Source organism: Brevibacillus sp. JB24b, from assembly GCF_051713385.1.
Taxonomy (GTDB): domain Bacteria; phylum Bacillota; class Bacilli; order Brevibacillales; family Brevibacillaceae; genus Brevibacillus_B; species Brevibacillus_B laterosporus.
Map to the genome: position 1 here is coordinate 2,130,044 of NZ_JBNVQV010000001.1, position 22,689 is coordinate 2,152,732.

Annotated in this window: 18 protein-coding genes; all 18 read left to right on the forward strand. The window is 40.3% G+C overall.

Annotated features, from left to right (window positions below; genetic code table 11):
• The first annotated feature begins 214 nt into the window (after positions 1-214).
• On the forward strand, positions 215-1,177 hold the full coding sequence (locus tag ACQV1I_RS10415; protein ID WP_116333901.1) for a siderophore ABC transporter substrate-binding protein: 963 nt from the start codon (positions 215-217) through the stop codon (positions 1,175-1,177).
• Positions 1,178-1,345: 168 nt separating this feature from the next.
• On the forward strand, positions 1,346-2,080 hold the full coding sequence (locus ACQV1I_RS10420; RefSeq protein ID WP_018670049.1) for a DnaD domain-containing protein: 735 nt from the start codon (positions 1,346-1,348) through the stop codon (positions 2,078-2,080).
• Between the two features lie 259 nt (positions 2,081-2,339).
• On the forward strand, positions 2,340-2,780 hold the full coding sequence (locus ACQV1I_RS10425; RefSeq protein WP_116333820.1) for a hypothetical protein: 441 nt from the start codon (positions 2,340-2,342) through the stop codon (positions 2,778-2,780).
• Positions 2,777-4,042, forward strand: coding sequence for a glycosyltransferase family 4 protein (locus ACQV1I_RS10430; protein WP_116333821.1), 1,266 nt, complete (start codon positions 2,777-2,779; stop codon positions 4,040-4,042). Before ACQV1I_RS10425 ends, ACQV1I_RS10430 begins: the two co-directional genes overlap by 4 nt.
• Before the next feature lie 30 nt (positions 4,043-4,072).
• On the forward strand, positions 4,073-5,134 hold the full coding sequence (locus ACQV1I_RS10435; protein ID WP_018670046.1) for a glucose-1-phosphate thymidylyltransferase: 1,062 nt from the start codon (positions 4,073-4,075) through the stop codon (positions 5,132-5,134).
• Positions 5,131-5,988 (forward strand): glycosyltransferase family 2 protein, encoded by an 858-nt coding sequence (locus ACQV1I_RS10440; protein WP_116333822.1) that lies wholly within the window; start codon positions 5,131-5,133, stop codon positions 5,986-5,988. Before ACQV1I_RS10435 ends, ACQV1I_RS10440 begins: the two co-directional genes overlap by 4 nt.
• Positions 5,985-6,941 carry an NAD-dependent epimerase/dehydratase family protein gene (locus ACQV1I_RS10445; RefSeq protein ID WP_094698821.1) on the forward strand — a complete coding sequence of 319 codons (957 nt, stop codon included), beginning with the start codon at positions 5,985-5,987 and terminating at the stop codon, positions 6,939-6,941. Before ACQV1I_RS10440 ends, ACQV1I_RS10445 begins: the two co-directional genes overlap by 4 nt.
• A 4-nt stretch (positions 6,942-6,945) precedes the next feature.
• The gene (locus ACQV1I_RS10450; protein ID WP_116333823.1) at positions 6,946-8,043 is read left to right on the forward strand and encodes a glycosyltransferase; all 1,098 of its coding nucleotides are present in this window, start codon (positions 6,946-6,948) and stop codon (positions 8,041-8,043) included.
• 35 nt (positions 8,044-8,078) lie between these two features.
• Entirely contained in the window at positions 8,079-9,389 is a 1,311-nt protein-coding gene (locus ACQV1I_RS10455) for a UDP-glucose dehydrogenase family protein (RefSeq protein ID WP_094698819.1), read from the forward strand.
• 177 nt (positions 9,390-9,566) lie between these two features.
• Complete coding sequence (pepF, locus tag ACQV1I_RS10460; RefSeq protein ID WP_116333824.1) at positions 9,567-11,381, forward strand: oligoendopeptidase F; 1,815 nt, start codon at positions 9,567-9,569, stop codon at positions 11,379-11,381.
• 327 nt (positions 11,382-11,708) lie between these two features.
• Positions 11,709-12,878, forward strand: a complete 1,170-nt coding sequence (nagA, locus tag ACQV1I_RS10465) for an N-acetylglucosamine-6-phosphate deacetylase (RefSeq protein WP_116333825.1) — start codon at positions 11,709-11,711, stop codon at positions 12,876-12,878.
• 3 nt (positions 12,879-12,881) lie between these two features.
• Entirely contained in the window at positions 12,882-13,613 is a 732-nt protein-coding gene (gene nagB, locus ACQV1I_RS10470; protein ID WP_026315010.1) for a glucosamine-6-phosphate deaminase, read from the forward strand.
• Positions 13,614-13,906: 293 nt separating this feature from the next.
• On the forward strand, positions 13,907-15,139 hold the full coding sequence (locus ACQV1I_RS10475) for an efflux RND transporter periplasmic adaptor subunit (protein ID WP_104031014.1): 1,233 nt from the start codon (positions 13,907-13,909) through the stop codon (positions 15,137-15,139).
• Positions 15,136-18,231, forward strand: coding sequence for an efflux RND transporter permease subunit (locus tag ACQV1I_RS10480; protein WP_116333826.1), 3,096 nt, complete (start codon positions 15,136-15,138; stop codon positions 18,229-18,231). Before ACQV1I_RS10475 ends, ACQV1I_RS10480 begins: the two co-directional genes overlap by 4 nt.
• Positions 18,232-18,408: 177 nt before the next feature.
• Positions 18,409-19,107, forward strand: coding sequence for a 4'-phosphopantetheinyl transferase family protein (locus ACQV1I_RS10485; RefSeq protein WP_116333827.1), 699 nt, complete (start codon positions 18,409-18,411; stop codon positions 19,105-19,107).
• A 42-nt stretch (positions 19,108-19,149) separates the two neighbouring features.
• On the forward strand, positions 19,150-20,166 hold the full coding sequence (locus ACQV1I_RS10490) for a zinc-binding dehydrogenase (protein WP_116333828.1): 1,017 nt from the start codon (positions 19,150-19,152) through the stop codon (positions 20,164-20,166).
• A gap of 166 nt (positions 20,167-20,332) precedes the next feature.
• Positions 20,333-20,812, forward strand: coding sequence for a hypothetical protein (locus ACQV1I_RS10495; RefSeq protein ID WP_018670034.1), 480 nt, complete (start codon positions 20,333-20,335; stop codon positions 20,810-20,812).
• A gap of 176 nt (positions 20,813-20,988) precedes the next feature.
• The gene (locus ACQV1I_RS10500) at positions 20,989-22,626 is read left to right on the forward strand and encodes an AMP-binding protein (protein ID WP_201747404.1); all 1,638 of its coding nucleotides are present in this window, start codon (positions 20,989-20,991) and stop codon (positions 22,624-22,626) included.
• Positions 22,627-22,689: the final 63 nt, after the last annotated feature.

The following is a 22,689-nucleotide window of genomic DNA, read 5'->3' on the forward strand; positions in this document are numbered from 1 at the left end:
CACTGTCGTCACTCAAGCAAGGGGGATCACGGACTATGTAGTTATGTAGATACGTGAATTGACACAGGACGCTTGGAGGAAGATAAAGAAGGTACAAAGCAGGCACAGATAAGTTTGACACTTTGTTTCACTAGCTGAAGGAAGAGCAGATACTCCTAGCGAGTAAATGATCTGTTCTACATCTTGTTTCAAAAAATTTATAGAGGTGAGAATGTTGAAGAAATTAGCAATGGTATTTGCTACATTTATGCTAGCATTGGTTACTGCAGCTTGCGGGTCAAATAATGCTACAGATAAAACATCTGGTGCTCAACCAGCAAAAGAAGCGGCTGCCCCTGCAGAAATTACTGTAAAACACGAGTTGGGTGAGACAGTAGTAAAGAAAAATCCACAAAAAGTCGTTGTATTTGACTTTGGTTCACTTGACACTATGGATGCATTAGGTGTAGAAGCGGTTGGTGTTCCACAAAAAAGTCTACCTAGCTATCTAGATAAATACAAAGATGAAAAATATATCAATGTTGGTGGCTTGAAAGAGCCTGACTTTGAGAAAATTCATGAAGCAAAACCTGATTTAATTATCATTTCTGGTCGTCAATCCGATAAGTATGAAGAGTTTAAAAAGATTGCTCCAACAATCTACATGGATGTCGATTATAAGAAATATATGGAATCTTTCACTTCGAATGTAAAAACATTAGCTCAAATCTTTGATAAAGAAGCAAAAGCTGATGAAGAACTAGCTAAAATCGAAAAAGAAATTAAAGACCTAAATGAAAAAGTAAAAGCTGACGAGAAAAAAGCATTAGTTATTCTTGCTAATGATGGTAAAGTTAGTGCTTATGGTTCCACTTCCCGTTTTGGTATTATTCATGATGTATTTGGCTTTAAACAAGCAGATGAGAAAATCGACGCATCTACACACGGACAAAGCGTTTCCTTCGAGTACATCTTGGAGAAAAACCCAGATTACATTTTCGTAGTTGACCGTACTGCGGCTATTAATAAAGGTCAATCTTCTGCGAAACAAGTAGTAGAAAATGATATTGTTAAGAAAACCAATGCAGCTAAAAACAATAAGGTCATTTACCTAGACCCAGGATACTGGTACCTATCTGGTGGTGGATTAGAGTCTATATCTGAAATGGTAAAAGAAACAGCTTCTGTTTATAAATAAAAAGTAAAATTGAATAAAAGTTACAGCTAGTAGAGATCCCCCTTTCTACTAGCTGTTTTCTTTTTCCGGTATTTGTATAGAAAAGAAAGATCCTCCAAAGGTTTATCTTTTTTTTACTAGGTGAATTTGCCTGTCCTTGTTATAATAGGGGAGAGGTGAAAGCACGACATGGATCGACAAATAAGACAACTGATACAAGAGGGTTCTACGTCCGTTTCTAATTTATTATTAAAGAATTATAAACGTATGTCTTTAGCGGACGAAGAAATGATGTTAATTATCCACCTCTTGTCATTTCAACAAGAAGGGAATCAATTTCCCACCTTATCGCAGCTTGAGGATCGGCTCTCCATGTCTGGATTGCGTTTAATACAATTGTTGCAGAAAATGATGAAGGATCAATGGATCGGCATTGATGAGAATGTTGATGAACAAACGGGGTTCCGTTCGGAAAGCTACAATCTTTCTGTTGTCTATGACCGCTTGTATGACTGCTTGAAGCAAAGCTATCAAGTGCAACGTGAAGCATTTAGCGATTCCAGACAGGAAGTAGCAGTTACTTCCCACATGGATATATCAGGTGGACCTGCTGATACAATGTTATTTTCATTAGATGAGGAACAGCAGCCAGATAGTTTGTACACTCAGTTTGAACAAACATTTGGTCGACCACTATCTCCCATTGAGGTAGAAACGTTACAAATATGGGCGGAAGAGGATGGCTATGCAGAAGAGCTAATTATAGCTGCCTTACGAGAGGCACAGTCTGTTGGCAAGCTATTTATCCGTTATATTGATCGTATCTTATTGGAGTGGCAACGCAATCAAGTCAACTCTGTTGAGGAAGCACGCGAGTATAGTCAGCGATTCCGTCACCCAGTAGCAGTAAAAGAGGGACGGTAGGTAAACAATAAGGATATCCATACTAAAGGATAAAAAATATATAACGAAAAACCCCTTTACGCAATCGATAAAAGGCATTTAGTAGTGCCGCCGTTTATCGATGCGCAAAGGGGTTTTTGTATTCCTTGGTCTTATTGTAGCCAACAAATAGGATTGCCTGATGAGAGCAATACATGATTTGAAGGAGAACAACCTAGTAGGTATGCACCTATCGGCCTGTTAAGTACATAGAATATAACAAGTAAAGGAGGGAGAACTAATGGATAATCGAAAACAGCTAGAACTGAATACTGAGGGGGGGCCATTTGTCTTTTCGGCCATGTTTGATTTGCAAGCCTCAGGGGGCCAAAATGACTGCCGTGTGATCCCTGATGCCGTGTTATTGGAAGGACTATATCCCAAAAAAGCTAAAGAAAAACAAGAATTACTTAATCAGTGGAAAGAAATGCAGCAACGATTGGATCACTTGGAGAAGGAGCGAACCGAATGGCAGGAACAAATCAAAGAATATCAGCAGGTAATGGCTACAATGGAATCCAAAATGGCGGCTATGATAAATCGATGGGAGACGTTACAACTCAATAGCGAAAAATGGAAACAACAAGTGGAGAAAGTAGTTCTTCAATGGAACAAGGAACGAGAACAAATTTATCAGATCGTGCTTACCATTAAAAAGGAATGGGAATCGGGCAGAGCATGAGGATTGCAATAGTAAGCCCCGGGCCTTTTTCTGTTCCACCTTTACGAGGTAGTTCCGTTGAGCTGGATATTGATGAGGTAAGTAAAAGGCTAGCAAAATCTCATGATATCGACATCTACACAAGGACATGTAAAGAATACCCTCGGTCAGAACAGGATGGGAGAATCAAGTACATTCGGTTATCTTATCATGGACAAAAGTCATTTATTAAGCAAGTGACAAGTCGGATAAAAAAAAACAAGCCTGATGTAATTTTGATAGAGAATCGTCCAAGTTTTGTTTCTATCGTGCGCAAGGCTTGTAAAGATATACCTATCGTACTTAATATGCATTCTCATGTATTTGCTTCACGAAGGGTTATTTCGCCTCTTCGTATGAAAAAAGTGAAAAAGCAGGTTGATGGTTTCATTACCAATAGTAACTATCTGCGACAATATTTCATCAAGAAACATGGCATATCAAAACGTAAGATACATGCAGTTCACCTTGGAGTAGATGTTGCTGCATATTCACTGTCTGAGGAAGGGCGGAAGATTATTTCCGAAAAACGAGAATCTTTGGGTTTTGAAAAGCACCATCGCGTGATGATGTATGCAGGGCGATTGATGCGCGAAAAAGGGATACACCTGTTAATTCGCACCTTCAAACAAATCGCCAAGCGTGATCAGCATGCACGTCTTCTCATAGTTGGTGGAAAAGGATATGGAAACAATAGAAAAAATAAATATGTGCGCTATTTAAAAAAACTAGCTAGACCATTAAAAGAGAAGGTACGTTTCGTTAATTTTATTCCTTCAAAAGAGATGCCAGAGTGGTATCATATCTGTGATATTGTAGCTACCCCATCAGTTTGGAACGAGCCGTTTTGCCGGGTTAATATAGAAGGAATGGCAGCAGGAAAGCCTATCTTAACTTCAACACGGGGAGGAATAGGAGAGGTGGTTGAACACGATAAGACCGGCTATCTCATTCCTCCTAAGGAGTGGATGAAAACAATACCGGACATTTGGGAACAAATATGGAATTCTGTCTCTTTCTTTACACCCTTTGCTAATCGCTCCATATCACGAGCAAGTGAGTTTACATGGGAAAAAACAGCTAATGAATATTTGAAAATTTTCTCTAAGGCTTCTCAAATCCGTGAACAGAAAAGACAGCGCCCACGAAAAAAACGTAGGCGCTTTTTACATAGGCATTCGCCACTATTTGGGTTAGTAGGGCCAATCACCCAAACCGTTACTATCCCTGTGCATAAAGTATAGATATCTCTATGGAACAGGGGTGAATGTCATTTGAAAGGGTTAATTTTATGCGCTGGCCGTGGCACACGACTATATCCACTTTCCTATTCACAGCCCAAGACACTCCTACCTGTAGCTAATCTACCGGTGATCCAGCATTGTTTGCAAAAGTTACTTGATGTCGGTATAAGGGAAATAGGTATCGTGATTAGTCCAAATCAATTGCAAATTCCATCCTACGTTGGGGATGGAAGAAAATGTGGCGCAGTGATTAGGTATATTGAACAGCAAGAGCCATTGGGTATTGCCCATGCTGTTTCATTAGCCAAATCCTTTATCGATGGAGATAAGTTTGCTTTGTTTTTAGGGGATAACTTAATGATGGAATCCTTGCACAGTTTACATGACAGCTTCGTCAAAACAGATGCCTCAGCTGCCGTTTTATTGAGTGAGGTAAAGAAACCACAGGATTTTGGCATAGCTGAAATACAAGGAAAACAAATTCTGTCAATTGTTGAAAAACCACAGTATCCCAAAAGCAATTTAGCTGTAATCGGAGCCTATTTTTTTACTCCTGCTATTTTCCAAGTGATTGCTGGATTGCAACCATCTAAGCGGGGGGAATATGAAATTACTGATGCCATTGCAGTACTTTTACAACAAGGCAAAAAGGTAGTACATTCTACAACCAAGCTACCTTATTCCGATGTAGGAACGATGGAGAGATGGTTGGAGGCTAATCGCTGGATGCTAGACAAATCTGTTGGAACTGAGGTGCAAGTAGGAGAGGGAAGTCTGATCGATAATTGTAAGATTATTGGTCCCGTAATGATAGGTGAAGATTGTGTATTGTCTAACTGCACAATTGGACCTTATGTAAGTATTCAAAATGGAGCGGAGGTAAGAAATTGCCAAAGAATTGAAAACAGTATTTTATTAGAGGACACGAAATTAGTAAATTTGGATTGTTATATTCATGACAGTATTTTTGGACGTTCTTCTTATTTAGTTGGGGGAGTACCAAATGTTTCACGACAGCACATGGGGATTTTTATTATGAGTGATCATTCTACGATAACACTACCAGCGACAAGGAGAATCGAGACTTCATGACTGAGATGGAAGAGAATGTAGATGTAGCTATCCCCATGTTTACTGTCGTAATACCTACCTATAATAGATCGGATATGTTACCAAAGGCGATAAATAGTGTCTTGAAACAGACCTGCGATGATTGGGAAATACTCATTATGGATGATGCTTCAACGGATGATACGGAAGAAATTGTCTCTGTCCTTCTTACTCATTCAAACATTCGATATTATCGTATGCAGAAGAATTCAGGGATATCTAAGGTTATGAATATGGCATTGTCACTTACTCGCACCCCTTATCTTATTCAATTGGATTCCGATGATTGGTTAACCAAACGTACGTTGGAACGTTTTAAAAATACAATTAATAAGAATCAACGGAGTAAGAAAAAGGAAAAATGTGCTCTATACTACGGAAATATGAATGTTTGGCGTGTTTATAAAAGTATATACCGTAAGCGTAAGGTCATTAAACACCGGCAAATAAAAGGGAAGTATGATTTCTTAAGATATGATGGTTGGATGGTAGCCCCGCGTTGTTATCGTGTTAATGCTTTGAAAGAGGTAGGTGGCTGGGATACCTCTGACAGATATGGTGGAAGAATTATGGAAGATCGTCGTATGATTTTACGCTTGATTGAAAAGTTTCCTGTTCAACATATAGATAAAACGTTATATAACAGAACAAAGCATCGAAACCAATTGACAGAGCCAGGATCGATTCAAAAACGTAATTATCTACGGAGGCAGACATATGAAAGTTGTTTAAAAAGGTGGGGGAATAAATATCGCGCAATTTTTGGAAAGAGAGGGTATTTTCTGGTCATTAAACAGCTAGTGAAGCGGAAAAAGAAAAGAGGTCATCGCAAATGAGGAAAAAAGCTGTGGTGACTGGTTGTGCAGGATTTATTGGTTCTCATTTGACCGAGCGATTGCTGGCAGACGATTATGAAGTAATTGGTGTAGATAGTATGCTCTTGAACTACCCATTGTGTTATAAAGAGCGCAATATCAAATATAGTCTACAAGATTCCCGGTTTCAGTACATCACAAAATCTATACAGGATGTTGACTGGTCTTATGTGTTAAAGGGGGTCCATTATATTTTTCACCTGGCTGCCTTACCTGGAGTACGTGCAAGCTGGGGGGATGCTTTTCAGGAGTATGTGAACCACAATGTGACTGCTACACAGATCTTGTTAGAAGCTAGTCTTACTCATGATTCGTTGCGAAAAATTGTGCTTGCCTCCTCCTCGTCTGTTTATGGCACAATGCAAGAGGGTTTAACAGAGGAATCAGCTCCGCTTGTACCGCTTTCCCCTTATGGTGTAACCAAGGTTTCTATGGAGTATTTGATGCAAGCTTATGTGAAAGCCTATCAACTACCAGTGGTTGCACTTCGCTATTTCACCGTATATGGACCGAGACAGCGTCCTGACATGGCCTTTCATCGATTTTTTCGAGCAATGATGCAAAAAAAGCCCATACAAATTTACGGGGATGGTAGTCAAAGCCGTAACTTTAGCTACGTACATGATGTGGTGGAAGCCAATCTGTTGGCGAGTGAGTACGGTCAGGCGGGCAAGATTTATAACATCGGTGGAGAACGAGAAATTAGCTTGTTAGAGGCCGTGTCCCTTATGGCAAAGATCATGCAAGTGAGTCCAGATATTACCTTCACAATAGCAGAGAAAGGTGATTCGAGGCGTACCTGTGCTGATATATCCCTAGCAGCTCAACAGATTGGCTATCGTCCGCATACCTCATTGGAACAGGGGCTCTACCAGCAATTTCAGGATATTAAGAAGCTGTACCAAGGAGGATGAAAGTATGCATCGCGTTCTTTTGTATCGGCGAATTTATCTTCCAAGAAGTGAAACCTTCATTTATGAACAATTGATTGGACATACACAGGTGGAACCTTTGGTAGTGACCAGAAGTAAACCGATTAATGTGGATCAATTTCCTCATCAGTCAATCTATGTGAAAAAAAAGTTTAAAAATCTTCATCATTGGGTGAAGAAAAAACAAATCAAGGTATTGCATGCTAGATTTGGAACAGGTGGTTTAGAATTATTACCTGTTGCCAAACGTTCTAAATTACCTTTACTTGTGTCATTTCACGGAACGGATGTATCACGTCGGCCCAATGTTGATCCGGAATATAGACGTCAATTAAAAAAATTATTTGGAAGAGGAAGCGCGTTCACAGTAGTAAGCAAGCACATGAAAAAAAAGGTAATCAAACTAGGATGCCCTAAACAAAAAATAACGTTGTTACGGTCAGGGATTGACCTCCAAAAGTTTACTTATCAAGCTATGGAACCTGTTTGGAATAATGCCTATGGATTTTTAAGTGTAGGTCGACTGGTAGAGAAAAAAGGTATGGATACTCTCATTCGCGCTTTTCGATATGTACACAAGGTTTATCCAAAAGCTACGCTAACAATTGTCGGGGAAGGGGATCAGCAAAAGAAACTGGAAAAGTTGATTAAACGCTACAAGTTACAGAACTGCGTGATACTAAAGGGCGGTGTCAGCCATCTAAAAGTAGCCGAGGAATTGGCGCGTTGTCATGTGTTTGTACTTGCTTGCAAAACAGCGAAAGATGGCAATCAAGAAGGGATTCCCAACGTGCTAATGGAAGCCATGGCTACAGGAAGGCCAGTTATTTCTACAAGTCACGCAGGTATTCCAGAGCTGGTGGAGCATGGGGTAAGCGGACTACTTGCTCCTGAGAAATCGCCCCGTACATTTGCTGAAATGATGATTCGTATGATCAAGGAAGAACAGCGGTGGACAGAATACACCTTGAATGCACGTGTGAAAGTGGAAAAACAACATGATATTAAAAAGCAACGCAAGCTGCTGGAAAATGTATATGTACGACTTATAAAAGAAAACAGTAGACGGATAAAGACCAAGTAAGATGAGTATCACCAAATCATGGCGGAGGTGTCAGCATGAAAGTAGCCGTCATTGGAACCGGATATGTAGGAGTTACAACAGGAGTCGCATTAGCGATGGCAGGACATGAAGTGACGGGGGTGGATGTAGACGAAGAAAAGATACGCCTATTGCAAGCTGGCAGATCACCCATTTATGAACCAGGTTTAGACGAAGCTCTGACGGACGTAATAACTAGAGGAAAGCTGGAATTTACCACTGATCTTACAGTGGCACTACTTCCAGCTCAGGTTATATTTATCTGTGTAGGCACCCCTTCCGATCAGGAGGGAAGGGCTGATTTACGCGTTTTTAAGGATGTAATAGATCAGGTTCACTACATGCTTCGTCACGATGTTTCGGAGCGTGTGTTGGTCATTAAGAGTACAGTACCTGTAGGAAGCAACGATCAAGTAGCACAACTTTTCTCCGATTGCCCACAGATACACGTCGCCTCTAACCCAGAATTCCTACGGGAGGGAAGTGCTTTACATGATTCATTAGAACCAGCTCGTATCGTAATGGGGGCCTCGTCTACAAAAGCATTTCATATACTAGAAGATTTATACGTAACTATTGATGCACCACGGATTAAGACGAGTCGGTTAAATGCAGAGATGATAAAATATGCTTCTAATGCTTTTTTATCCATGCGAATTTCTTTTATGAATGAACTAGCTCGACTAAGTGATAAACTGGGAACAGATATATCGATCATCGCTACAGGAATGGGCCTTGATTCTAGGATTGGTTCAGATTTTTTACGAGCAGGTTTGGGATATGGTGGCTCTTGTTTCCCAAAGGATACTTCTGCCTTACTCTCAATAGCACAAGAGAAAAATGAGCAACTGAATATTTTGTACCAAGTAATTAAGGTTAATGAACAACAACCTGCTTGGTTTTTGCATAAAGTAGAGCAACGCTTAGGAGGACTTGCGGGGAAACGAATTGCTTTATTAGGTCTATCCTTTAAACCAGATACCGATGATATTCGAGAAGCTCCTGCACAGAAACTACTAACTATCTTACAAAAAAAAGAAGCAATCATCACTGCTTATGATCCTGTTGCTATGCCCAACATGCAATGCGTATTTTCACCCGAGCAGGTGACTTACACCAGAACAGCTTATGAGGCTGTGACCGGAGCGGATGCTGTCATCCTTTGCACAGAGTGGAGAGAGCTTCTTCAATTAGATTATGAGCATGTGTACCATATTATGAAGCAACCATTAATCTTTGATGGTCGCAATGCATTAGCACATTCTGATTTGAGAAAAATTGGATTTGAATATGTAGGGATTGGAAATCAAGTGGGGAGCCTGGTGTAGAAGCCAGGTTTTTTTTATTAGGAAACCCCATTTTTTCTACCACGATTCGCTTTATCAATCACCAGAGGGGAGAAGTTTGCAACTAATTGAATCAGAGCTTCGCTTAGTGTACGATGGAGAATAGTACCAGTTTTTCTGATGGCTCTGCCTATTTTCCATAAAAAGGAGTGTATCAATGTGAACAAAACTAAAACATTACCTAAACGAAACGAAGTACCTGACCAATTCAAATGGAAGCTGGAAGACATTTATCCTTCCAATAACGATTGGGAAAAAGACGCAGAGCTAGCAAAAACCTTGATCCAGAAAGTACAAAGCTTTAAGGGGAAATTGGCTGATTCTGGGAAGCAATTGTTAGAAGTGCTAACTTTAATGGATGAGATATCTCAATTGATTGAAAAACTGTACGTGTACGCTCGCATGAGAAGAGATGAAGATAATGGAAACTCTACATACCAGGCTTTAACTGATCGGGCTACTTCTCTATCTACGCAGGTTTCCAGTGCACTTGCATATATTCAACCAGAAATTCTAGCAATAGAAGATGAACGTCTTGAAGCCTTACTTAACGAAGAAAGTGGTTTAGATCATTACAGAAAATTTTTAGAGGTTGAGATTATTCGTTATAAGCCGCATACGTTGTCAGCTGAGGAAGAAGTCTTGCTTGCAGAAATGCGTGAGATTTCAGGTGCACCTTCTAACATCTTCACAATGTTAAACAATGCAGATATTAAATTTCCAATGGTTACGGATGAAAATGGAGAAGAGGTTGAGCTGACAAAAGGTCGGTATTCCCAATATATGGAGAGCAAGGATCGACGAGTGCGCCACGATGCTTTTAAGGCTATGTATGAAACATACCGAAATCATAAAAATACGATTGCAGCTACACTGATTGCAAGCGTGAAACGTGATGTATTTTATGCACGTACCCGGAAACATTCGTCTGCATTACAGGCGTCTCTATTTAACGATAATGTAGATCAATCTGTATACGACAACCTCATTGCTACTATCCATAAGAATTTGCCTGAGCTACAACGTTATTTAGATTTACGCAAAAAAATGTTGGGTGTAGATGAGCTTCATATGTATGACTTATATGTTCCGATTGTAGCGGAAGCCAATATGGAAATTCCTTATGAAGAGGCTGTTAAAACGGTGGAGGACTCACTAGCTCCACTTGGTGAGGAATATGGGAAAGTTTTACATGAAGGATTCACTTCCGGTTGGGTAGATGTATATGAAAATCAAGGAAAAACGAGCGGTGCTTATTCGTGGGGAACATATTCTGTTCATCCTTACGTGTTAATGAATTATCAAGATAACCTAAATAACATGTTTACGTTAGCACACGAAATGGGTCACGCGTTGCACAGCTATTACTCGCATCAAAATCAGCCATATACGTATTCGCAATATCAGATCTTTGTTGCAGAAGTAGCTTCTACATTAAATGAAGCACTATTAATGCAGCATTTACTTGAACAGACGACTGAAAAAGAAAAACGCATGTACTTGCTAAACTACTACTTAGAGCAGTTTAGAGCGACTGTTTTCCGTCAGACCATGTTTGCAGAATTTGAGAAGATGATTCATGCTACCATTGAAGAAGGGCAAGCACTGACAGTAGACTCTCTTTCCAGTATGTATCGCGAGTTAAATGTGAAATATTTCGGAGACTCTGTTGTGATCGACGAAGATATTGATCTTGAATGGGCAAGGATTCCTCATTTCTATAACAATTTCTACGTGTACAAATATGCCACTGGATTCTCAGCTGCTACTTCCCTGTCGAAACAAATCTTGGAGGAGGGTGAACCGGCAGTAGAGCGCTATTTGAACTTCTTATCGAGTGGTGGTTCCGATTACCCGATTGAATTGTTGAAAAAAGCAGGAGTCGATATGGCAAAACCAGAACCGATTGAAGAAGCAATGGATGTCTTTAAAGGCTTGTTAGATGAATTGGAGCAATTAGTGTTATCTAAATAGAGGCGCTGTAGAAGATCACAAAATGGAGGGTGTGTAACCCTCTTTTTTGTTTGCTAACTATTACAGTTCGCATATAGAAGAACTAGCTCAAAGTAAGCAAGAATGCCGGTATGTCAATGCTTCAGTTGTGTGTCTGTTTCTTGAAGAGTAAGAAGATTCTTGGGTAACAGCATCGTTTTCTGTTACAATAATAAGTGAGAAATCGCTTACGTAGACTTTCTTACAAACGCTTTCTACATAATAATTGTAGGGGATGCGTATAAATCGGATGCCTAACAAAAGATAGACAGAGGCTTCCCGTAGTTCGAAAAATAGGAGGAGTAAACCATGACTGTTGGTCAAACACAAAAAATCATAAATGTGAATATTGTCACAGAAAAAGGCATTCTTGAACAGGCCATTCTCCTTATGGAAAACGGAAAAATTATCTATGTAGGACCTGAAAATGGACAAGAAGCAGAGCATGTATATGATGGAAAAGGTGCAACTCTAGCACCAGGATTCATTGATTTACATGTGCACGGTGGGGCAGGTTTTGACTTTATGGATAGCACACAGGAAGCAGTTGATGGTATTTGTAGCTTCCATGCTCAGCACGGTACGACTGGTCTATTGGCTACTACTATGACAGCTCCTATCGAACGTAATCTTGAAATATTAGAATTTTATTCGAATATAAAGGAGAACAAAGGTGCCAAAGTAGTTGGTGTCCATATGGAAGGACCTTTCATAAATCCAGTTTTAAAAGGTGCCCAAAATGGAGAGTGGATTGAGCCTCCAACGCTTGCTAATATGCAAAGAGTCTTCTCTGTTGCTCGACCAGGATTAGTTAAGCTTATGACATTAGCTCCTGAGTTGGTTACTGAAGAAGAGGTTTTTGATCTATTACGTGAACAAAAGGTTGTCGCTTCTGTTGGCCATTCCTTACAAGATTATGATGGCGCGTGCCAATGTTTACGTAAAGGGGTAAATCACGCAACCCATTTGGGAAATGCGATGAAAGGTTTGCACCATCGTGATGTTGGTATTATCGGATTAGCAATGCAGAATCCAGAAATGACATTTGATTTTATCTGTGATGGTATTCACCTATCCCCAAACTTCATCCGTATTCTGGCAAAAGCATGCGAATTAAATCAGATGATGTTAATTACCGATGCGATGCGTGCAGCAGGCCTAGATGATGGCCAATATGATCTGGGCGGACAAAATGTGACCGTTCGTGGAGACGAAGCTCGCCTTGCTGATGGTACATTAGCGGGTAGTGTCCTTACCTTAGATAAAGCATTGTCTAACTTTATGCAGTTTACAAAGATTCCTTTAGAAAAAGCAATTTACTTGCTTACAATGAACCAAGCAAAAAAATTAGGAATCAGTGATACAAAAGGTAGTATCGAAGTAGGCAAAGATGCGGACCTTGTACTGTTATCCAATGAGTATCAGGTTATGGCTACTTGGGTAGAAGGAAAAATCGTATTTGAAAAGGCGGAGGACTAGATGATGCAGGTAAAAGTTTTTGAGGATTATGATACACTTAGCCGTTATGCAGCAGATATTTTTTTAGAACAGATTGAAAAAAAGTCGGATTCAGTTCTTGGATTAGCTACGGGCGGAACACCTGAAGGATTCTATAAACACCTGATTGCTAGTTATCAAGATAAAAAGCTGGACTTTTCGACACTACGTACATTTAACCTAGACGAATATTATCCGATCAAGCGTGAGCATCCACAAAGCTATTGGACATTTATGAATGATTGTCTATTTGCCTATGTTAATATACCAACAAAAAATATTCACCTTCCTAATGGCGAAACCACCAATGTGGATGCAGAGTGCAACCGATATGAAGAAGAAATAGGACTAATCGGGGGAGTAGATATCCAAATTCTAGGGATAGGTGAAAATGGTCATATTGGCTTTAATGAACCAGGGGCTTCGTTCGATTCTCGGACTCGTATGGTAGAGCTGACAAAGAACACGATTCAAGCTAACTCTCGCTATTTTGATAGTGTGGAGGATGTACCGCGCCATGCTATTACGATGGGGATTGCTAGCATTATGCAAAGTAAAAAAATTGTAATTCTCGCAGCCGGTGTGAAAAAGGCAGAGGCAGTGGCGAAAGCGGTTCAAGGTGAAATAACCGAAGAGCTGCCAGCTTCTATTTTACAAAAGCATCCTGATGTCACCTTCCTTCTAGATAAGGAAGCAGCTTCTCTGTTGCAATCATAACTAGCAAGGAGTAACTCAGCAAAGACTGTCTATATCAAAGTAGACAGTCTTTTTCTATTTTATGAAAGTGAAGGTTGATCATATTCTTGTTCAAAAGGAAGATGATATATTTCCTTTTTTTATCTAAAAAGGTTTTTGTGATTATTTTTGGATAAAATTATATTTTACTATATTTACCTTATGCTTTCAATCTCCGTCTTAAGTTGGATACAAGTTCCACCCGCTGGCCGTTCTGTTATTTCAGAAAATTAGAGACAATAGAATAAAAAAGGAAAGAGCTGGGAGGAACAGATGTGAGACGTGTTGTCGTGTCGGTTTTGAGTGCCTCTATCTTGTTAGTTAGCGGCTGTGCGGGTAATGTGGAGCCAGTAGCTAGTGTGCAAGAGGAGAAAAATAACAAATGGGTGGAGACCTATAAAATTGAACAAGCACCAGCTTCAACTTTACTAGGATATTCAGGAGTAGTTGAAGCAAATAAACAGGTAATGCTAGGCTTCGGGAGTTCAGGAAAAATTGCACAATTGAATACAGAGAAAGGGGCCCAGGTACAGCAAGGTCAGGTCTTGGCCTCTTTAGACGCAAAAGTATATCAGGTAGCTGCTCAGGCTGCCGCAGGGCAAGTACAATCCGCAGCTGTTGCCGCTCAGGAAACACGGAAAGGGGCTTCTCAAGAAGCACTGGCCCAGCAAAAAATCAAACTGGATCGAGAGCAACAAAATGCCACAGAGGCAAAAAAAGCTGCGAAGCAAGGAGAAGTTTTGTTTCAAGGTGGTGCGCTTTCAAAAAATGATTATGAGGCTCTTCTTCTCAAAGCAAAGCAAGCAGAGATGAGTGTAAAAAATGAACAGATTGCACTTCAGGAGCTTCAAAGAGGGGCAAACCCAGATCAATTAGCTCGAGCAAGTGCCGCCATTACACAGGCAAACAGCGAGGCTGTACGAGCGCAGGAGAGTTTACAGCAAACCAAAATTATTGCCCCATTCTCTGGAACGATCATAGCGTTGCATGAACAGCAAGGGAAGGTTGTAGCTGGGGGACAAAGCATAATTGAGTTGGTTGATTTGAAAACGGTTAAGGTAGTCTTGTCCGTTGAGAGCGACGAAGTGGGATTTTTTACTGAGGGTAAGCAGGTAGAGGTACAGGGTGCTTCTGGTGTAGGAAGCAAGGGTACAATTCAATTTGTTTCGCCTGTAATTGACCCTGCGAACGGTAAATATCGAGTGGAGATTAACATGGCTAATTCAGAGAAAAAATGGCGGAGCGGTATGGTTGCGAATGTTAAGGTTCCTCGCCCATTGCAAGGATTTTTATTACCTCTAGAATGTGTAGGACTTACAAACGAGACCCATTTCGTCATGAAAGTCGAGAATGGAGTTGTCAAAAAACAACCTGTGGAAGTCGGACAGATTATTAATGGCAATATTGAAATTGTAAAGGGTGTTTCTGTAGGGGAACAAGTGGTGAAAAGTGGAATCACCTATATCGTTGACGGTGAAAACGTAGCGGTGAAGGGAGTAAAACAATGAGTAAACTCCTATCATTCTTTCTTCAACGAAAGCTTATTGTGTATCTTTTGACTCTGATGATTTTATTCACAGGCCTTGCTTCACTTGCTTCCTTTAAAGTATTTCTTGTGCCAAAAACAAATTTACCTTGGATTATTGCTAATATTTCTGGCGGATCACTTCCTCCCGAAGAGATGGAGAAAAAAGTGGCTGAGCGTGTAGAAAAAGAAGTGAAGGGAATGGAGGAAGTAAAGGATTATTTTTCATCCTCTTCTAGTGGTAACGTTCAAATCACTTTGGTAGCCAAGGAGGGAAAAGGTGAAGTAGCGAAACAGAAGCTGGAGAGCATTATCAACCGTGAACGAACCAATTTTCCGAAAGAAGTTGAACATAGTAATATTTATCAGGCCAATTATGGCGACGAAACTCTGATGGTGTTAGCTTTAACAGGTAACGATCCGCAATCATTATATAATTATGCTCAAGATACGCTTAAAGAAAGAATTGAGGCGGTAGCTGGAGTAAAAGGCGTAGAGATTAGTAAAGGAAGCTTTGAAAATAAAATTGCAATTACCTTATTGCCAGAGCGACTCTCCGCTTATCAGGTGACACCAGCACAGATTTATCAGGAACTACAAAAACAAAATTGGAAACAAGCACTAGGGACACTTGATAACGCTGGCTATCAGACGGTAATTGAATTGGATAAGACGCTACATCATGTAGAGGAATTAAAATCTGTAATGATCCCAACACCAAGGGGAATGACATTACTCAGCCAATTGGCAACCGTAAAAGATTTACGCGGAAGCGAGAGTGATCAATCACTTGCTATCTATAAAGGAAAACCCTATATTGGTATATCAATAAAACGTACAGAGGGAAGTGAAATCATACCAACCCAAACAAGGGTTGAACAGCTTATCGCCCAAATTAATCAAGATGCAAATGGAATTTATCATCTTACATCTATTTTTGAAGCGGCCTCTTTTATTGAACATTCGATTAGTAATTTGAGTAGAGATGTTATGATCGGTGGAGCTCTCGCTATTTTGATATTATTCGTCTTTTTACGCAACTGGCGGGTCACGATGGTCATTGCTACAACGTTACCACTTTCTATTTTAATGACATTTATTGCTTTGAAATTATTTGGCTATAATTTCGATATGGTAACCCTTATTTCTCTTAGTTTGTCAGTTGGTTTAATTGTTGACGCAGCGATCGTGGTATTGGAGAGTATCTATCACTATCGCGAGCAAGGAAAAGCATTGCGAGAATCAATTTTGCTAGGAACAAAAGAGGTACTTACACCAGTATTATCGTCACAGATCACTATGGTAGTTGTATTCTTACCTTTAGTACTAGCAGGCTTTGATGAAGCGCTGACGCCTATTTTCACTACGATTGCTTTTACAGTGACGGCGGCTATTGTATCAGCTACGATTGTTTCGATTTTCTTTGTACCCATTTTCTCAGATAGTTTTTTAAAAAATGATAAACAAAAAGTGAATGGAGAAAATCACAAGGATAATCTCATGGTACGCTGGTTCGACCGTGTCTTGCATCTTTGTCTACGTCGACGATTTGTAACACTTGGGCTTGCCTTTCTCATGTTTTGCAGTATCTTTGTGCTGGCTCCCCATGTTAAAACCAATTTGGGGATTGATGTGAATGAAAACTTTATCTTTGCGGATATTACGTTGCCACATGGAACCTCTTTGGAAGGTGCAAAACAAGTCATTTCTCAAACGGAAGAGAAATTGGCTACGATAAAAGAAGTAAAAGATGCTTATATTGGGGGTAATCTTGAACGTCTACAGTTACAAATCGCGTTATTACCGAGAGCAGAACGCTCATTGGGCAAAGAAGAAATTGGCAAGCAAGTGATGGAAAAAACAAAAGAAGTAACAGGTGTAGAACGATTTTCTTTCAGCACGGATAGTCCAGATGGTGGTGCAGTAACTGTCGAAGTAGAGATTTCAGGTAAAGATTTAGAGAAAGCGAAAGAACTGAGTGAGCAAGTATCAGCAATGCTAGTTGGAATAGAGGGTATTTCGAGTGTTCGCAATGATTTTAGTGAAGGAAAAGAAAAGATTACACTAGTGCCTATAAAGGAAGCCATGAATCGATTACAGGTTGACGAACGGGTACTAGCTCAGCATTTATCCAGTATGATGGGTGAGCAAAAAGTGGCTGAACTTACAACAGACAGTACAAATGTGGATGTAATGGCTCGATTTCCTGAGCAAGAAATGAAACATCCTGAGCAACTCAAGAAAATGTTGATTCCCACTCAAAATCAAACCATGATACCGTTAGTAGATGTCGTCGAATGGAAGTATGGTAAGACTCCACAAAAAATTAATCACCGAAATGGAGAACGAGTAATTAAAGTGTCAGCTGATCTTGTTGGAATCGATCCAGGTAATGCGACCCGTTTGTTACAAACGAAGTTGGATCAACTGGTTGTTCCTGCTGGCTTGCAAGTGGAGTTAGCAGGTAGTCTTAAAGACCAAGAAAACAATATGTCCAGTGCATTGTTTGTCTTTTTAGGTGCCATTGCTTGCATCTATCTAATTATGGTTACCCAATTCGGACGTTTGTCGCATCCATTTATTATTATGCTTACGCTACCTATGGCAGGTGTAGGTGTTGTTATGGGGCTAGTTTTGACACAGCGCATGATGACAGCCATGTCCATCATTGGCGTAATTATGCTAATCGGAATTGTCGTTTCCAATGCGATTCTGTTAATTGACCGTATAAATTTACTTAGAAAGCGAGGAATACCGTTACAAGAAGCTATTATTAAAGGAACTCATGACCGAGTACGCCCCGTTCTGATGACCAAAATTACAGCAATCCTAGGTATGGTACCAATGGCTTTGGCATTTGGGGATGGTGCTAGTTTAGAAGCTCCACTGGCAACCGTAGTGATAGCTGGACTTATTTTTCACACGTTAGTTACACTGGTTTTGGTGCCCGTGCTGTATTCCGTATTTGAAGGAATTGATAATTGGTGGAACAATAAGAGGGAAAAACGTATGCAAAAGCGATTGAAGAGATCAATAGTGGCCACGTCGGAAGGTACCGTAGTAGAAGAAAAATAGATAGTTGTAATAGAAATAAAATAATCTAACAGAGGGAAGGGCTTTCGCAACGGCATTAGTAGCGATGAGTAGCCCTTCTTTTATTTAGAACAAAATACTAATTCGAAAATTCTATGTGACATAGTAGATTTGTTTACTAATATCCTCTAAAATATGGAAAAGAGAGAGGGGAATTACATGACAAACGTATTTGCTCTACATATACCAGCAGAACTAGAAGAGGATACATTTAATCATTTACTAGATCATGTATCCCCAGAAAAACGTGATAAAATCCTTCGATTCCGAATACGGGAAGATGCCTATAGGGGACTACTGGCTGATTTACTTGTTCGCTATATTTTATGCACACATCACTTCATTCCTCTAGATGAGATTCAATTTCAATACAATGAGTATGGTAAACCCTACTTGCCCAACTATACAAATTGCAACGTTAATTTGTCCCACTCTGGTGATTGGGTAGTGTGTGGAACAAGTGTTGAACCTATAGGAGTAGATGTAGAACAGCAAAAGCCCATAGACATGGAAATTGCTAAGCATTACTTTTCAACACAAGAATACACGGATTTAGAAATGAAATCAGAAGGAGAAGAACAGCTGTCGTATTTTTATGACCTTTGGACGTTGAAGGAGAGCTACATGAAGGCAGTTGGGAAGGGACTATCCATTCCCCTTGCCTCTTTTTCCATAAGAAAAAATCTGAATGGAACGATCGATTTTAGCGAAGAGACACCGTCAAAGACGAATTGGGTTTTTAAGCAGTATCAACTAGCTCCAGGATATCCAGTGTCTGTGTGTAGTGCTAGTAATCAGTTTGCAGAAGAGGTAAAAATGATCCGATTGGACGAACTGATCCAATATTTTATATTGTGAATATAATGAGAAGGTAAGTAGTAACGAAAAGGAGGAACGGACATGTACCAAGCATTATTGCATCATGGTCCATCTGGTTTAAAAGGGGTAAAAATAGCAGGACGAGCGAAACGAAATTTGGCTACTGATGAAGTGCTAGTTCGGTTGAAAGCATCTGGTTTAAATCGTCGGGATTTACTCAATATGATGTGGCGAAATGAACAAGATGCTCCACTCGTTCTTGGTGCTGATGGTGCTGGAAAAATTGAAGAAGTAGGCAGTGATGTGGAGGAATGGCATGTAGGTGACGAAGTAATCTTGCATGCAGGTGTGAACTGGTTAACAAAAAGCGACGCTCCTCCTGCCTCTTTTGAAATTTTAGGTTCTTCCTTCGATGGAACTCATGCTCAGTATATCGTTGTTCCTGCTTCCCTTCTCGTAAAAAAACCTACCTATCTAACATGGGAAGAAGCTGGGGTCCTATCTGTTGCCGCACTGACAGCCTATCGAGCAATACGTACAAAAGGACAGGTCAAAGAGGGAAATACGGTGTTAATTCCTGGAATTGGCAGTGGAGTAGCTACTTTTTTACTTCAAATGAGTAAGGCCATGGAATGTCGTGTCATTGTTACTTCCCGAAGCAAAGCTAAACAAGAAAGGGCTTTGCAGCTAGGTGCTGATGTTGCAATTGATACAACAACGGATTGGAATGAAGCGTTACAGGGTGAGAAGGTCGACATCGTGTTTGATAGTGTGGGTCCTGCCACTTTTCAGAAATCATTACATCAACTACGCCCCGGGGGGACATGCGTTACATTTGGTGCCACTACCGGTGATATCATAGAGTTTAATCTCAGAAGCTTTTTTTACAGCCAGTGTAATATTCTAGGAACCACTCTAGGTAGTAAGGAAGAATTTATTGAAATGCTAGGCTTTATGGAACAACATCAAATCCGCCCGATTATAGATCACGTCTATGATTTAGAACAAGGAGTAGCTGCCCTTCAACGACTTCAGGATTCAGAACAGTTTGGCAAAATTGTATTACGTAGAAGTGAAACTGGAGTGGATCATAAGTGATGAGACTTTTGGATAATCGGGAAAAATAAGTAAGGAATCTTTCATGTATGACTTGGAAAAAAATGCAAGTTACATTTTCTTGTAGCAGTTTTCTACAAGAATTACTTCTAACTCTCTCCATTCTCGCGTATGCATGTACAAATAGGGCGGAAAGGGAGAGTTACGAATGAGAGTATTTGTAATTAGTTTGCGCAAGTTGCTTTATGGCTCTGCTGTAGGGGTTGGCCTAGTACTTGCCATCGTACTGGTAATATGGAAAGATCCATTACATGTTGCAACCCTGTTCCAATTTGATCGGGAAAGCATGGAGACAACAGCAAAAGTAGCAGACAACCCGTTTGCCTCCGAAAAGCCTCAGGTGGCTATGGATGTACAGGTGGAGGATAATGAGATATCTGTCAACCTCATCACAACTGGCTTTACCTTTACGGAAGAACAGTCCAACGCAGATCAAAAACTGGAGTCCATGCATGGAAAGGGACATGCACATCTGTATGTGGATGGAAAAATGATTCAGAAGATTTATAATCCCCAATTTACTATTAAGAATATGCCAAAAGGGGAACACGAATTAAAGATAGAATTAGCTTACCCAAATCATCTATCTTACAAGGTAGAAACAGTAAAAATACTCCAAATTAAATAGATTGAGAAAGAAGTACCTCGATGGTTGATACCTTATCGGGGGCTTTTTGCTATATATAACCACCATTGTATATAAATGTGTATGAATATGTGGCAGGAAAATCGATGTCTTAATGGAATATTCTGAATTAATACAACTAGGAGGTCGATAAAGTGGCTGATCTACGTTCCATTACGATGGGGGATTTATTAGATGAGACAGTAGGCATGTTTCCTGACAAGGAAGCCATTATTTATCATGAGCTTGGACTTACCTATACATATCGGGAGTTTCAGCTGGTATGCAATCAAGTAGCCAGGGGATTTATGGCCTTGGGTATACAGCCAGGTGAACATATAGCAATTTGGGCTAATAATGTTCCAGAGTGGGTATTAACTCAGTTTGCCACTGCTAAAATGGGTGGTGTGCTCGTGACCGTAAATACAAGCTACCGTACACATGAGCTGGAATATTTGTTGCATCAATCAGATGCTACAACCTTACTATTAATCGATCAGTTTAAGGATGTTTCCTATGTTGACATGTTGCACGAAATTTGTCCGGAAATACAAGATGCTACACCTGGAGAACTACAAGCGGAGCGTCTTCCTCAATTACGCCGGGTCATTTATCTGGGAGAAAAGCGTCAGCCAGGCATGTATTTATTTACAGACCTCTATGAATTAGCAAAACGGGTGACGGAAGACGAACAGATAGCACGTCAGAAGACTATTCATCCCGACCATGTAGTTAATATGCAGTACACTTCAGGTACGACAGGCTTTCCAAAAGGTGTCATGCTTAGCCATAACAATATTATTAACAATGCAATTCAAGTAGCTAGTTGTCAAAATTTGCAACAACAAGATCGAGTTTGCATTCCAGTGCCATTTTTCCATTGCTTCGGCTGTGTAATGGGAACATTAGCCTGCGTAGCTACGGGAGCTACAATGGTGCCAGTTATTACCTTTCAGCCCAAGGTAGTCTTGGAAGTGGTTTCTAAGGTGAGGTGTACCGCTCTATATGGAGTGCCAACTATGTTTATTGCTGAGCTGAATGACCCCACTTTTTCGCAATATGATGTAAGCTCATTACGCACGGGGATCATGGCTGGCTCTCCATGTCCAGAAGAAGTAATGAAAAATGTAGTAGATAACATGGGTATTCGTGATATTACTATTGCATATGGGCAGACTGAATCATCGCCAGTCGTAACTCAGACTAGAGTAGATGATAGCATCGAGCTTCGTGTTTCAACAGTAGGTCGTAAGCATGATCCAGTAGAAATTAAGCTAATGAAGCCGGGAACAGGAGAAGAAGTGGCTAGAGGCGAACAGGGTGAATTATGTACGCGAGGCTATCAAGTTATGAAAGGGTATTATAAGATGCCCGAACAGACAGCTCAGGTGATAGATTCTGAAGGCTGGCTTCATACAGGAGACTTAGCCACCGTTGATGAATTCGGATACTATCGGATCACTGGGCGTCTGAAGGATATGATCATTCGCGGAGGAGAGAATATTTATCCTCGTGAGATTGAAGAGTTTTTGTATACTCATCCTAAAGTGCTGGATGTACAAGTTATTGGTGTTCCCGATCCCCGCTATGGAGAACAAGTATTGGCATGCGTCAAAGTACGGGAGGGAGAACACTTACCATCAAATGAGCTAATAGACTTCTGCCAGGGGAAAATTGCTCGCTTTAAGGTTCCGTATTATGTACAGATTGTCAATGAGTACCCAATGACAGCCTCAGGTAAAATTCAAAAATATAAGCTGAGAGAGCAAGCCATTGAGATTTTTGGCTTGAATCAATCTGCCGCAACTAATGAGTAACCCGAAGGAATCAATGCACTTGCATTACACGTAATGTCGATTAGCAAATAAAAAGCTGCCCCG

Bases quoted from the DNA above. Each gene is read 5' to 3' on its own strand.
- ACQV1I_RS10420 (WP_018670049.1), top strand. From the start codon at position 1,346: ATGGATCGACAAATAAGACAACTGATACAAGAGGGTTCTACGTCCGTT.
- ACQV1I_RS10425 (WP_116333820.1), top strand. From the start codon at position 2,340: ATGGATAATCGAAAACAGCTAGAACTGAATACTGAGGGGGGGCCATTT.
- ACQV1I_RS10430 (WP_116333821.1), top strand. From the start codon at position 2,777: ATGAGGATTGCAATAGTAAGCCCCGGGCCTTTTTCTGTTCCACCTTTA.
- ACQV1I_RS10440 (WP_116333822.1), top strand. From the start codon at position 5,131: ATGACTGAGATGGAAGAGAATGTAGATGTAGCTATCCCCATGTTTACT.
- ACQV1I_RS10445 (WP_094698821.1), top strand. From the start codon at position 5,985: ATGAGGAAAAAAGCTGTGGTGACTGGTTGTGCAGGATTTATTGGTTCT.
- ACQV1I_RS10450 (WP_116333823.1), top strand. From the start codon at position 6,946: ATGCATCGCGTTCTTTTGTATCGGCGAATTTATCTTCCAAGAAGTGAA.
- ACQV1I_RS10455 (WP_094698819.1), top strand. From the start codon at position 8,079: ATGAAAGTAGCCGTCATTGGAACCGGATATGTAGGAGTTACAACAGGA.
- nagA (WP_116333825.1), top strand. From the start codon at position 11,709: ATGACTGTTGGTCAAACACAAAAAATCATAAATGTGAATATTGTCACA.
- nagB (WP_026315010.1), top strand. From the start codon at position 12,882: ATGCAGGTAAAAGTTTTTGAGGATTATGATACACTTAGCCGTTATGCA.
- ACQV1I_RS10480 (WP_116333826.1), top strand. From the start codon at position 15,136: ATGAGTAAACTCCTATCATTCTTTCTTCAACGAAAGCTTATTGTGTAT.
- ACQV1I_RS10485 (WP_116333827.1), top strand. From the start codon at position 18,409: ATGACAAACGTATTTGCTCTACATATACCAGCAGAACTAGAAGAGGAT.
- ACQV1I_RS10490 (WP_116333828.1), top strand. From the start codon at position 19,150: ATGTACCAAGCATTATTGCATCATGGTCCATCTGGTTTAAAAGGGGTA.
- ACQV1I_RS10495 (WP_018670034.1), top strand. From the start codon at position 20,333: ATGAGAGTATTTGTAATTAGTTTGCGCAAGTTGCTTTATGGCTCTGCT.
- ACQV1I_RS10500 (WP_201747404.1), top strand. From the start codon at position 20,989: ATGGGGGATTTATTAGATGAGACAGTAGGCATGTTTCCTGACAAGGAA.